Source organism: Mycobacterium uberis (genome assembly GCF_003408705.1).
Taxonomy (GTDB): Bacteria; Actinomycetota; Actinomycetes; order Mycobacteriales; family Mycobacteriaceae; genus Mycobacterium; species Mycobacterium uberis.
Map to the genome: position 1 here is coordinate 129,134 of NZ_QAYL01000007.1, position 11,982 is coordinate 141,115.

At 58.6% G+C, this 11,982-nt stretch carries 10 protein-coding genes and 2 pseudogenes; 4 read left to right on the forward strand and 8 right to left on the reverse strand.

Annotation, left to right across the window (positions count from 1 at the left end):
- The first annotated feature begins 23 nt into the window (after positions 1 to 23).
- Positions 24 to 1,072: pseudogene (gene disA, locus MUBE_RS06485) on the forward strand (DNA integrity scanning diadenylate cyclase DisA).
- A gap of 6 nt (positions 1,073 to 1,078) precedes the next feature.
- Here the strand turns inward: disA and MUBE_RS06490 are convergent.
- Positions 1,079 to 1,876, reverse strand: a complete 798-nt coding sequence (locus MUBE_RS06490) for a hypothetical protein (protein WP_116539927.1) — start codon at positions 1,874 to 1,876, stop codon at positions 1,079 to 1,081.
- 60 nt (positions 1,877 to 1,936) lie between these two features.
- Positions 1,937 to 2,560: a carbonic anhydrase gene (locus MUBE_RS06495; protein WP_116539910.1), complete on the reverse strand. Its 624-nt coding sequence runs from the start codon at positions 2,558 to 2,560 to the stop codon at positions 1,937 to 1,939.
- Between MUBE_RS06495 and MUBE_RS06500 the strand changes: the two genes are divergently transcribed.
- Positions 2,559 to 3,452 (forward strand): HhH-GPD family protein, encoded by an 894-nt coding sequence (locus tag MUBE_RS06500; RefSeq protein ID WP_116539911.1) that lies wholly within the window; start codon positions 2,559 to 2,561, stop codon positions 3,450 to 3,452. The genes MUBE_RS06495 and MUBE_RS06500 overlap by 2 nt on opposite strands.
- A gap of 6 nt (positions 3,453 to 3,458) precedes the next feature.
- Here the strand turns inward: MUBE_RS06500 and MUBE_RS06505 are convergent, their stop codons facing one another.
- Positions 3,459 to 4,229, reverse strand: a complete 771-nt coding sequence (locus MUBE_RS06505; RefSeq protein ID WP_116539912.1) for an alpha/beta fold hydrolase — start codon at positions 4,227 to 4,229, stop codon at positions 3,459 to 3,461.
- Positions 4,230 to 4,352: 123 nt separating this feature from the next.
- Here MUBE_RS06505 and mhuD point away from each other — a divergent pair, with 123 nt between their 5' ends.
- Both mhuD and MUBE_RS06515 read left to right on the forward strand, forming a co-directional pair.
- The gene (gene mhuD, locus MUBE_RS06510; RefSeq protein WP_116539913.1) at positions 4,353 to 4,670 is read left to right on the forward strand and encodes a mycobilin-forming heme oxygenase MhuD; all 318 of its coding nucleotides are present in this window, start codon (positions 4,353 to 4,355) and stop codon (positions 4,668 to 4,670) included.
- A gap of 25 nt (positions 4,671 to 4,695) precedes the next feature.
- The gene (locus tag MUBE_RS06515) at positions 4,696 to 6,009 is read left to right on the forward strand and encodes a serine hydrolase (protein ID WP_207801670.1); all 1,314 of its coding nucleotides are present in this window, start codon (positions 4,696 to 4,698) and stop codon (positions 6,007 to 6,009) included.
- A gap of 105 nt (positions 6,010 to 6,114) precedes the next feature.
- Here MUBE_RS06515 and MUBE_RS17575 read toward each other — a convergent pair whose 3' ends face one another.
- From MUBE_RS17575 to clpC1, 5 genes and pseudogenes are all read right to left on the reverse strand, one after another.
- Complete coding sequence (locus MUBE_RS17575) at positions 6,115 to 6,387, reverse strand: histidine phosphatase family protein (protein WP_243632895.1); 273 nt, start codon at positions 6,385 to 6,387, stop codon at positions 6,115 to 6,117.
- Positions 6,388 to 6,993: 606 nt separating this feature from the next.
- Positions 6,994 to 7,299 carry a CbtA family protein gene (locus MUBE_RS17580; protein ID WP_243632896.1) on the reverse strand — a complete coding sequence of 102 codons (306 nt, stop codon included), beginning with the start codon at positions 7,297 to 7,299 and terminating at the stop codon, positions 6,994 to 6,996.
- A gap of 69 nt (positions 7,300 to 7,368) precedes the next feature.
- The gene (locus MUBE_RS06530; RefSeq protein WP_424399049.1) at positions 7,369 to 7,524 is read right to left on the reverse strand and encodes a CbtB domain-containing protein; all 156 of its coding nucleotides are present in this window, start codon (positions 7,522 to 7,524) and stop codon (positions 7,369 to 7,371) included.
- Between the two features lie 682 nt (positions 7,525 to 8,206).
- A pseudogene (locus MUBE_RS20065) lies at positions 8,207 to 8,383 on the reverse strand (PPE domain-containing protein); the annotation flags it as partial.
- Positions 8,384 to 8,546: 163 nt separating this feature from the next.
- Positions 8,547 to 11,090, reverse strand: a complete 2,544-nt coding sequence (gene clpC1, locus MUBE_RS06540; protein WP_116539917.1) for an ATP-dependent protease ATP-binding subunit ClpC — start codon at positions 11,088 to 11,090, stop codon at positions 8,547 to 8,549.
- Positions 11,091 to 11,982: the final 892 nt, after the last annotated feature.

Genomic DNA, 11,982 nt, shown 5'->3' on the forward strand with positions numbered 1-11,982 from the left:
GAGCCTGCGTATAGCAGAATGACATTACTGTTACGTGTCCGATACTGCGTGAGGCTGTCGCCCGCCTAGAACGTATCCTGTGCGACCGCATCGGAGGCTTAGATTGTGCTCGGCCACGACGAGAACATCGAAGTCATCTGCGATGGCGACCTCTCTCTCGATATCGGCTATGCGCCGACGCGGCTGCAGAAGCTGTGCAAAATGGACAGCGCCGTCGTGCTGTTCACCTACCGGAATGGCATCGTGCGTGCCAACGTGCAGCTGACCCCGAATGTACACAGTAGCTACCGACAAGTCCGGTACCCGGCACCGCTCAGCGGAACGAGCCACCATTCAAACCGGCTACCCGATGATCCAGGTCAGCCATTCGATAAAGATCGTGACCGTCTTCGTTGGCAGAGGCACCATGTTCTAGCGGACTCCGCGACTAGCCTGCCGTGAGCCAATCAGACCATCGCAACCCTGGAACGGCATAAAACCCGGCTTGATGAGATCAGAAGACAACTGCCCCGGGCGAAGATCGAGGACTTCGTCACGCTCCGCGATGTGGTGGCAATGGTACAACGGCCCGAGATAATCCGGCTCATCGGCCAGGTTATCGACGACGTCGTTGAACTCGGCCTCGAAAGACGGCAACTGTGGCTGCAGCTTGCGGAACTGCTAGACGGTAACGACGTCACGCAGGAACTGATCGTACGCCCACTAACACGCCAGTCCTGAACCACAGTCCCAAACACAAATCGATACCACTCTAGACAAGCTGGACCCCCTTTCGGACACCGAACTGCTCGAACTTCACCGCGCTGGCGAAGATCTTCGGATACCAGAGGACAACAGAGGCCCAGGGCCTAGCGCTGAGCGCGCAAAGCTACCGCGTAACGACCGCTATTCCCGGGCTGCAGTTCGCCCATAATCAATCACCTCCTATCCCGGGCGTTTAGAACGCTGCAGGGCCTGCTAACGGCCAGTTCTAACGACCTGCAATCGGTGGACAGGCACAATGTGGACCCGTAACGTCCGAGATGGGCTCTCCCAGCTGGCAGATTCGACAACCGCGGACCCGCTCAGCTGAGCGCAGTTACCCGCCGGAAACGTGAGCATTAGCCGGCGGCGCCTCAAACGGCGGCGCAAGCGCTGGCCCACCAGGTCCAGGCGGCGATGGCGGCTGATTGAGGATGAACGGTACCGGCAGAGAGCGCAGGTTGCCTAGCTGTACAACAAGGTTGTAGGTACCCGGCCCGATCGCTGGCCGCGGCAGCGGACAGTGCGGCGACGACCCCATCCCAGTCCAAGTCACCGCGGTCGTCACCTGCTCGCCTGGCGTGAAGGTTTTGACCAGAGTCTCGTTGGACGGCGCGCAGTCCAAGTTGGACCACAGCCGCTTGTTATCTAGCGAGTAGACGTAGGCGGCCAGCATTGCGGCTCCGACATCGCGTTTGCAGGACACCAGCCCAATGTTGGTGACCACCATGGTGAATTTCGGCTGATCGCCAATGAAGTACTGGGGCATGTTGGTGAGGCCTTTGACGGCCAGTGTCAAGTCGGGGCAGTCATCACCTTCCCTCAGCACCGGCGGCGGTTGCACCGCAGCGGTGGGCGTTACTGACTCCGGGTTTTGCCCCTGCGGTGGCGCGGCCGAGGAGGTACCTTCCTGTCCGCTCGGGGGTGGCGGCTGGGGCGTCGCCGAACCTAGATTGCCCTGCGCAGAGACCGCTTTGTCAGCGTTGGCAGGTTTGGCACCGGAACTGCTACCCACGACGGCAATGATTGCAGCGACCACGATTGCGATCACGACAACCGTAATCCCCACGGCGAATCCCCTGCGTCGCCAGTAGATCTCGGTGGGTAGCGGGCCACGCGGTTCCAGATCCAGCACATTCCCACCGTAGGGCCAGGTCACGTTGACGTGGTCGACCCGGCTCGGCGTGTCGCGAGGTCAGACCTCCTCACCGATGTTGCCGATGTGCGCGCACAACACCGCCCGTCCGTCGGCGAGATGATAGGTGACGCCGACGATCGCCAATGTACCCGCAGCCACTCGCTGCGCAATCGCCATCGACCGGGACATGAGCTGCGCCATAGTCTCATGAACATGCCGTTCTTCGAAATCGTCTACACGAGTCAAACCGTCGCGGCGACCCAGTAGGACCGACGGCGCCACCCGTTCTACCACATCCCGCACGTAACCGCCCGGCAGATGGCCCTCGTTGATGGCCGCCAAAGCGGCGTTCACGGCGCCGCAGCTATTATGACCAAGGACGACGGCGAGCGGCACATCAAGCACCGTCACCGCGTACTCGATGGAGCCGAGCACCGCCGAGTCGATGACATGGCCGGCAGTACGCACCACGAACATGTCGCCCAGGCCTTGGTCGAAGACGAGCTCGGAGGCGACCCGGCTATCCGCGCAGCCGAATATCACTGCGATCGGCTTTTGGTCGGCGGCCAGGCTGGCCCGATGTTCGACACTCTGACTGGGATGGGCCGGCTGGCCGGCTACGAATCGCTCGTTACCCTCTTTGAGTGCTTTCCAAGCGATTATCGGATTGGTGTGAGACATGGCACGCATTGTGCCTCGGGTAAGCATACCGGCCGGCGAGTTGCTCGACTGGTACAGACAATCGCGGCGTGACTTACCCTGGCGACAACCGGGTGTCACCGCATGGCAGATCCTGGTCAGCGAGTTCATGTTGCAGCAGACGCCGGTGGCCCGAGTGTTATCGATCTGGCTGGATTGGGTCCAGCGCTGGCCCACCCCGTCAGCTACCGCAGCGGCCAGCGCAGCGGACATACTGCGTGCCTGGGGCAAGCTGGGCTATCCGAGGCGGGCCAAACGCTTGCACGAGTGCGCCACCGTTATCGCACGCGATCACAACGATATGGTTCCTGATGACATCGACACCTTGCTGACCTTGCCGGGCGTCGGCAGCTACACCGCACGAGCCGTCGCGTGCTTCGCCTACCGCCATTCGGTGCCGGTAGTGGACACCAATGTACGTCGCGTGGTGGCCCGCGCCGTGCACGGCCGAGCCGACGCTGGCCCACCATCCGCAACGCGCGACCATGCCGACGTCTCGGCGCTGCTTCCTTGCCCGGAAGCAGCGCCGGAATTTTCGGTGGCGCTGATGGAGCTAGGCGCGATCGTTTGCACAGCTAGGTCGCCGCGATGCGAATTGTGCCCGCTTAACAAATGCGCATGGCGGCATGCCGGCTATCCGCCCACACAAGGACCAGCGCGGCGCGTGCAACAATACGTCGGAACTGACCGACAGGTTCGCGGTAGGTTGCTGGATGTGTTGCGCGCCAAAGATTCTCCAGTTACCAGCGCTGAGATTGACGTGGCCTGGCTAACCGACTGCGCTCAGCGCGACCGAGCACTCAATTCGTTGCTTGCGGACGGCCTGGTGACTCGAACAACTGACGGCCGGTTCGCTTTGGCCGGCGAGAGGTGACCACCGTCAGGCACACCCGGCGCAGCCAGCTAAGAAAGACCGGATAGCCTGCCGACATACCTGCGTTGCTTCATCATGAATCAAATGACCAGCTTCAGGGACATGCAAATAGGTCGTCCGACACGCGGTTTTGGCCATGGCAAGCATCTGTCCGGACGGGGTTACTGAGGCGCCCGCTTCGATCAGCAGTGCTGGCGACCGTACGGCAAGCCAGTGCTCCCAGTAGTCACGGACGCCCCACTCGGCAGCAATCTCGATCCATCGTGAGGTGTGACCATGCAGCTGCCAACCGGTGGCGGTGCGGTCAAAAGCATCCAAGAAATACTGACCAGCAACGGGTCCGAACTCGTCGAATACCTGTTCAGCAGAGTGAAATTCGACCGGAAGCCCGCATAGCCAAGACTCCCAAGGACCGGTGCTGTGGCCACGAAAATCTGGCGCCATATCCTCGACCACCAAGGCCGAGACTAAATCCGGACGCTCAGCGGCGAGACACCATGAGTGCATAGCACCCATCGAATGCCCGACCAGCCTGGCCGGCACTCCCAACGTGCTCACCGCATCAGCCAGATCCGCCACGAAGCGTTCGGTGCTGATCGGGTATGGATCGACGACGTCGCGGCCCCGGTGCCACGGCGCGTCATAAGTGTAAACAGTGCCCAGCTGTCTTAGCCACCCCAGCTGACGCAACCAGGTACTACCCCGGCCCATCAGACCGTGCACCAGGACCAGCGGTTCGCCGCGGCCACCGCGGCAGGTCAACAGATTGGTAGGCACCCAACCATCTTGTCGTGCCTAGCCCTCAAGCAGGACAGGTATGTGCCAGATCGCCCGCCTGATGCGTGTACAGCCGAGTCGACCCGCATCGCCACCGGGCGGGAGCCGGGGTAACCTAGCCGAATGCCAGTGGTGAAGATCAACGCAATCGAGGTACCCGCCGACGCTGGCCCCGAATTGGAAAAGCGGTTCACCTACCGAGCGCATGCGGTCGAGAATTCTCCCGGCTTCCTCGGCTTTCAGCTGCTCCGCCCGGTCAAAGGCGAAAACCGATATTTCGTGGTGACACACTGGGAGTCCGATGAAGCATTCCAGGCGTGGGCGAACGGTCCTGCCATCGAAGCTCATGCTGGTCATCGCGCAAGCCCGGTGGCGACTAGCTCGTCGCTGCTGGAATTCGAGGTTGTACTGGACGTTGCCGCGACCGACCAGACGGACTAGCCGGCGCCTACCACGGCACAGTGCAATGGCGTTGACCGCCATCGCCGCGTTGGTAGTGACCCTGGCGTTAGGTTGTGCCCGTTCCGCCACCCCGCATGCGAACGCCGCGGATCCAGGGCTGCGGATCGCTACTAGGACTCCTCCCGGTGTGCGTGCCCAGCAGACCATGGATATGCTCAACTCGGACTGGCCCATAGGCTCGATCGGAGTTCACACCCTAGCGTCGCATGACATGGTAGAAACGGTCCAAACCACCTTGGAAGAGCTGTGGTGGGATCGTCCCTTCACCCTCGACGGTGCAGAGATTGGCACCAGTGTCGCAACGCTGCACCTCATTTCTTCCTACGGCGCACGACAGGACATCCAAATTCACACCGACGAAAGTGGCTGGGTGGATCGGTTTGACCTAAATACGCAACCACCGTCGATCACCTCGTGGCACGATGTCGACACCGTACTAAGCAAGACTGGCGCCCGCTATTCCTATCAGGTCGCCAAGGTCGATAACGGTCAATGCGATCCGGTGCAGGGCACTAATACCGCTGATTCCCTACCACTGGCATCGATTTTTAAGTTGTACGTGCTGCACGCTCTGGCGGATGCGGTCCGCAACGGTACGGTATCCTGGGACGATCAGCTAACTGTTACCGATAAGAGCAGAGCTGTGGGCTCTTCCGGTCTGGAATTGCCTCCCGGAGCATATGTTTCGGTTCGTACTGCCGCTGAGAAGATGATTGCTACTAGCGACAACATGGCTACTGACTTGCTAATCGGCAGGATGGGCACACAGGCCGTCGAGGAAGCGCTCATCACGGCCGGCCATCACGATCCGGCCAGCATGACTCCGTTCCCCACAATGTACGAGCTGTTCTCCGTTGGCTGGGGTCAACCAGATCTACGCAGCCAATGGAAACAGGCGTCCCAACAACTGCGTGCCCAATTGCTTCAACAGGCGAATTCCACCCCCTACCAACCGGATCCAACCCGCGCTCACACCCCGGCCTCCAGTTACGGCGCGGAGTGGTACGGAAGTGCCGAAGACATCTGTCGAATCCACGCCACACTGCAAGCCGACGCCGTCGGCCAAGCCGCACCCGTCAGACAGATCCTGTCTGCCGTCGCGGGTATTCAGCTAGATCGCAACGAATGGCCGTATATCGGAGCGAAAGCCGGCGGCCTTCCGGGTGACCTCACATTTAGCTGGTACGCCGTCGACAAGACACACCAGCCGTGGGTAGTCAGTTTTCAGCTGAACTGGCTCCGCGACCATGGACCGACCGCGACCGGTTGGATGCTCCAGCTCGCCAAGCAGGTGTTCGCACTGTTTGCACCGCGATAACATACTGCAATCTAATATCCAACGGCTTCCGCAGTAACGCATGCAAGCGCGGCTTACCAGCCGTGACATCGACACGCCAGAACGATTTCAGAGGAGTGCCAAGAGTCAGCAAGTTGGCGTCCGAATCACCGCTGGGTGCGTAACCGCTACCTTAGTTAAGGCATTGTCAGTCAATGACTCCAACCGTCCAACTACCGAATCGATCAGGCTAACAATCGACTCACCACCGTGCGGCGCCCGTGCTGAATCAGCCAGCCACATTGTTAGGTAATCGCACCGAATACCCTCGATAGTCTTCCCCTGCCACCGGCCGTAATCAAAATCGGCCAACCACGGCTCGGCCTTGACATGCAAGCCCAACAACTGCACGGTTTGCACGGCCTGCTGCTAAAGTCCGACAAAGTGCGGGCCGTGATGACGCGGCACTTGACATCCAGGGCTTCAATATCGCGAACGGCTTCGACCTGACTACGGCCGGTGGCGTTGAGTGGCTCATCGGCAGAAAACCTTCCGGCTGCAATGGTACCTAGTCATCGCGTGCGACACCACGTCAGCCGAAAGACTTAGCTCACACCGTACTACTCGATGCCCGTCCGTCTCGGCCCGCTCACCCAGCAGTCGCCTGACAAGTGTCGCAAATACCAAGCCAATAGTCACCCACAACACCAGCTACGTAGCCAACATAAGCAACCTGAACTCGTAGAGAACCCAGGCGGGAAACCCTGGTAAACAATCGCACCCAAAGCGTGGCGCACCAATTCAAGTATCTCGTCAATAGTCGGCAATAGCGTAAACACCACGGCGGTCACCTAAACATACGCCCCGGTAACAAACAGCCCGGCGTTCCACACCCCAAGTTTGTCCGACTATACCGCAGGGCCAGTCATACCGACGGCAACAGCAAGCACCATCGAGATCAGCACCGTCGCCAGATACCAGCCAGTGCGTACCCCGCTCGTGTCCACCTGACCGACAATCGGAGAATTAAGGTGGATATTTTACGAACGGCACTAGGTACACGGCTACGAAAGCGCCCGACGTTAACAGCACCGAAAATAGCAGTTCCCCAAGATTTTTCGCGGAACCTCTCGTGCACATGTCCCCATATATCAGGCAAAACAGTACGGCGAAAAGGGTGCCCATCGCTACACCGAAAACCAGCACGCCAAACCCCCATCCAGCATTCGCCTGCACACCACGGATAAACAACTCAACACCATACCCGTGCACGCCTTGGGCGTGTTCAACTTCGGTGCGACCATCCTCAAACATGATTGCACGATTAATCACTGACTCAGCGTATAGTCCCCCCGCCAACATACCGCAGAAAATAAGACGCTTTTCCACGCTGTACCCGGGTCAATGGAAGGGGAATCCGAGTAGATGCCGTAAATCGTACACGAACTCGCGTACATGTGAATCGCTGCCAAACAACGACATCTCACCTTGATCCAGACCAACGAAATACAGCGCGAATAGCGCTAGCAAGGCAGTTGGCACCAGCCAGAACATCACACTTACTGCTAACAGCCCAGTCGATCCGATGCACGTACCAGTTGCCGGAGAGTTGCCAACAGTCCACTTCTTCGGGGGATCTCATACCCCACACAACATTTGTTTTAGATATATCATCGAGCCGTTGTGGGATGTCAGCCAGGCTAAGATCGCCCGCATCCGCCGCTCGAGCCTGAGATTCTCTCGCGATGCTCAGAAAGCCCGGCTAGCTTCGAGGTGATACCGACATAGACCATGAACAGCGACACCGACATCAGCAAGCAAGACACCTCAGGATTTTAACCTGTAACTGCCTTTGATTTCTATCGTCTTGACGTTCCAGATGTTAGTCTCGTTGGCAATCCTAGGCGGCGGCTTCTCACTGCGCCAACTTCTCCAGCTCAGTCAACACTTTCGCTCAGCCAATTGCATAGATCTGTAGCGCCTGTTCGTCTATTTCCCCAGTACCAAAAATATTGCCTCTGGAACTCCGCACGCTCATCAGCGTATTGCCCGAACATGTTGAAGTAGCTAGCATCTTGCACCGTAAGATATTTTCGGCGACGTCGCGCGGAAGAACTGCCGATTTACACGCTTCGTTATACTCCACAACGACTTTACGGATCTGGCTGGCGGTACGCAGAGACACTAACTGCGACCTCTCGTAGCTACTTCTGAAATGGTGAAGTCACCGTGGCCATCTTCATTGCCAACTAGACTTATACCACTCTCCTTGCAAAGCCTTTCGCACTTCCTTACCCGAACGAGTGATTGCAAACATCTCATTAGCGACGTGCTGCCACTCATTAGCGGCTGCCAGCATTGTGGCAGGATCTCGGCCAAAATATATGTCGGCGGCATTGCTCCCGAATGGTAATTCCGCTGGTAACCAGCCATATAGAAACTATACTTTATTGTTCATGCTTTACAACTCGTTACACTCTCGCCCACCACTCGGGTGGTAGGCTGAATATGCAACAACACGCAAAAATAGCGTAGTTAACAACACTCGCCGATCTGGATGGCTTGACCTAACTATTTATTCACTCGGCCGGCCCAGGACCACCCGTGCTGTGCGTTCCAGCTTTTGCCAGATCCGGCTCGGCCGGCGGCTTGTAGGCTCCACTGAAGGTGAATTTCACTCCCTCACCAGGGCTTTCGCCATCCCAGTCGTCCACGTCGACGGTGACAACCTGCCCCGGACCGACTTCCTCGAAGAGGATTTTCTCTGAGAGCTGGTCCTCGATCTCGCGTTGGATAGTGCGCCGCAGTGGGCGAGCACCCAACACCGGATCGAAGCCACGCTTAGCCAACAAGGCCTTGGCCTTGTTGGTCAGCTCCAGCGCCATGTCCTTGCTCTCGAGCTGGCTCGCGACCCGACTGATCATGAGGTCGACCATCCGGATGATCTCATCCTTGCTCAGCTGGTGAAAGACGATGATGTCGTCAATGCGGTTGAGGAATTCTGGGCGGAAATGCTTCTTCAACTCGTCATTGACCTTCTGCTTCATCCGCTCGTAGTCGTTTTCACCGCCCCCCTGGGTGAAGCCCAGACCGACCGGCTTGGAGATGTCAGAGGTGCCGAGGTTGGACGTGAAGATCAGCACGGTGTTCTTGAAGTCCACCGTGCGCCCCTGCCCGTCGGTGAGCCGGCCATCCTCGAGGACCTGCAACAGACTGTTGTAGATTTCCTGATGTGCCTTCTCGATCTCGTCGAACAGCACCACCGAGAACGGCTTGCGCCGCACCTTCTCGGTGAGCTGGCCGCCCTCCTCGTAGCCGACATAACCGGGCGGAGCGCCGAATAACCGTGATGCGGTGAACCGGTCGTGAAACTCGCCCATGTCGATCTGAATGAGCGCATCGTCGTCGCCGAACAGAAAATTGGCCAACGCCTTGGACAGTTCGGTCTTACCAACACCGGACGGTCCGGCAAAGATGAACGACCCCGACGGGCGCTTGGGATCTTTTAGCCCAGCGCGGGTACGTCGGATCGCCTTGGACACGGCCTTGACAGCATCCTCCTGACCAATGATCCGCTTGTGCAGCTCCTCCTCCATACGGAGAAGCCGGGTGGTCTCGGCTTCGGTGAGCTTAAACACCGGGATACCAGTCCAGTTGCCCAGCACATCGGCGATCTGCTCATCATCGACTTCTGCAATGACATCAAGATCACCTGAACGCCATTGCTTTTCGCGTTCTGCACGCTGTGCCACCAGCTGTTTCTCCCGGTCGCGCAGGCTGGCCGCCTTCTCGAAATCCTGGGCGTCTATCGCCGACTCTTTCTCTCGGCGAGCCTCGGAGATCTTCTCGTCGAACTCACGCAGGTCTGGTGGCGCGGTCATCCGGCGAATCCGCATCCGGGCTCCCGCCTCGTCGATCAAATCGATTGCCTTGTCTGGTAAGAATCGGTCGTTGATGTAGCGGTCGGCCAGAGTGGCCGCGGCCACCATCGCGGAATCAGTGATTGATACTCGGTGGTGGGCCTCGTAGCGGTCCCGCAAGCCCTTAAGAATCTCGATGGTGTGCTCCACCGTAGGCTCACCGACCTGTACCGGTTGAAAGCGTCGTTCCAGAGCGGCGTCCTTTTCGATGTACTTGCGGTATTCGTCGAGAGTGGTGGCGCCAATCGTTTGCAACTCACCGCGGGCCAGCTTGGGCTTGAGAATCGACGCAGCGTCGATCGCACCTTCAGCGGCACCGGCACCGACCAGGGTGTGTAGCTCATCGATGAACAAGATGATGTCGCCGCGGGTGTTGATCTCCTTAAGCACCTTCTTCAGGCGCTCCTCAAAGTCACCGCGGTAGCGCGAGCCAGCCACCAACGAGCCCAGATCCAACGTGTAGAGCTGTTTATCTTTCAGCGTCTCGGGAACTTCGCCGTGCACGATCGCCTGTGCCAGACCCTCGACAACTGCGGTCTTGCCAACGCCGGGTTCCCCGATCAACACCGGATTGTTCTTGGTACGCCGGCTCAGCACCTGCATCACCCGCTCGATTTCCTTTTCACGGCCGATAACAGGGTCCAGCTTGCCCTCCACGGCGGCGGCCGTCAGATTGCGGCCGAACTGATCGAGCACCAGTGACGTAGAAGGGGAGCCGGACTCTCCACCCGGCCCTCCGGTACCCGCTTCAGCAGCTTCCTTACCCTGGTAGCCGCTAAGCAGCTGGATCACTTGCTGACGCACCCGGGTCAACTCGGCACCCAGCTTGACCAACACCTGGGCTGCCACGCCCTCCCCCTCCCGGATAAGGCCCAGCAAAATATGCTCGGTACCGATATAATTGTGGCCGAGCTGCAGCGCCTCACGCAAACTCAGCTCAAGAACTTTCTTGGCACGAGGCGTAAACGGAATGTGCCCCGACGGCGCCTGCTGACCCTGACCGATAATCTCCTCGACCTGACTGCGAACGCCTTCGAGTGAAATCCCCAACGACTCCAACGATTTCGCCGCGACACCTTCACCTTCGTGGATCAAACCCAGCAGGATGTGCTCGGTGCCAATGTAGTTGTGGTTGAGCATCCGAGCCTCTTCTTGCGCCAAGACAACCACCCTGCGGGCACGATCAGTAAATCTTTCGAACATCGGCGGTCACCTGCTCTCCCTCGCCATCAATACGACCCGCTATCGGCCCCGTGAAGCCGGAACCGTACACTTAGCGTCCACTGTAATGGTCGGCTAGCCAGGGTTCCTAACCTTGCCGTTTCCGGTGGCTTGAAGTAGCTGAGCCTTCAGCCTTGCGACGCCAGGGTCTTAACCCTAGAAAACGAGGAAAACTGGTTTTTCCGGTTTAGAGTGCGTCGATTTGTTGGGTGAGGTTGCCGCAGTGTGGTAGGGATAGGATTCAGTAGTAGGCGAGGTTGGGGAATTCGAGGACGTTTCGACATAGGGCTCCTAGGAAGCCGTTGATAGCTTTGGTGGGCCTGTTGGGGGTGCGGTTGATCATGAGTGGCCGCAAAATGCAGCGCACACACCACAGCGTAGTTAACCAGCCCGATCCGACGAGCCAGGAGATGTTGTGGATAAACACTTCCCGATCACAGTCACTAACTAGGCAGCAGTACCGCGAGATACCCACACCCGCAACGGATACCCGACAACGGGCACATCAGTCACCTTACGCACAACGCTATCGCGGTAAATCCCCTCTCCTCACCACCACAACCCAGACAACAACGCTGGCCACCATCGAGAAGGCCACAAAACAACACCATGACATCGCCATCAATAGTCGCGCCGGTAATCGTCCCCCAACTCCAACCTACGCACGATCGTATAGACAGCAGCAGGAAACGACATAAGATCAGCCACACAACTCCCCAGTAAATAGGTCCACATGGCGTAAGAACCCGCACCATCTGCCTACTGGACCCCGTCTTAGCTCAACAACACGACCCCATCACCCCAGTCGCCACACCAATCACCTAACACCCCAACTCCCGAACAAACCAACAATAGGCAKAKAGGTGCCGAGCCC

Coding starts and splice junctions, on each gene's coding strand:
- MUBE_RS06500 (WP_116539911.1), top strand. CDS start 2,559: ATGGCACGCATTGTGCCTCGGGTAAGCATACCGGCCGGCGAGTTGCTC.
- MUBE_RS06495 (WP_116539910.1), bottom strand. CDS start 2,560: ATGTCTCACACCAATCCGATAATCGCTTGGAAAGCACTCAAAGAGGGT.
- mhuD (WP_116539913.1), top strand. CDS start 4,353: ATGCCAGTGGTGAAGATCAACGCAATCGAGGTACCCGCCGACGCTGGC.
- MUBE_RS06515 (WP_207801670.1), top strand. CDS start 4,696: ATGGCGTTGACCGCCATCGCCGCGTTGGTAGTGACCCTGGCGTTAGGT.
- clpC1 (WP_116539917.1), bottom strand. CDS start 11,090: ATGTTCGAAAGATTTACTGATCGTGCCCGCAGGGTGGTTGTCTTGGCG.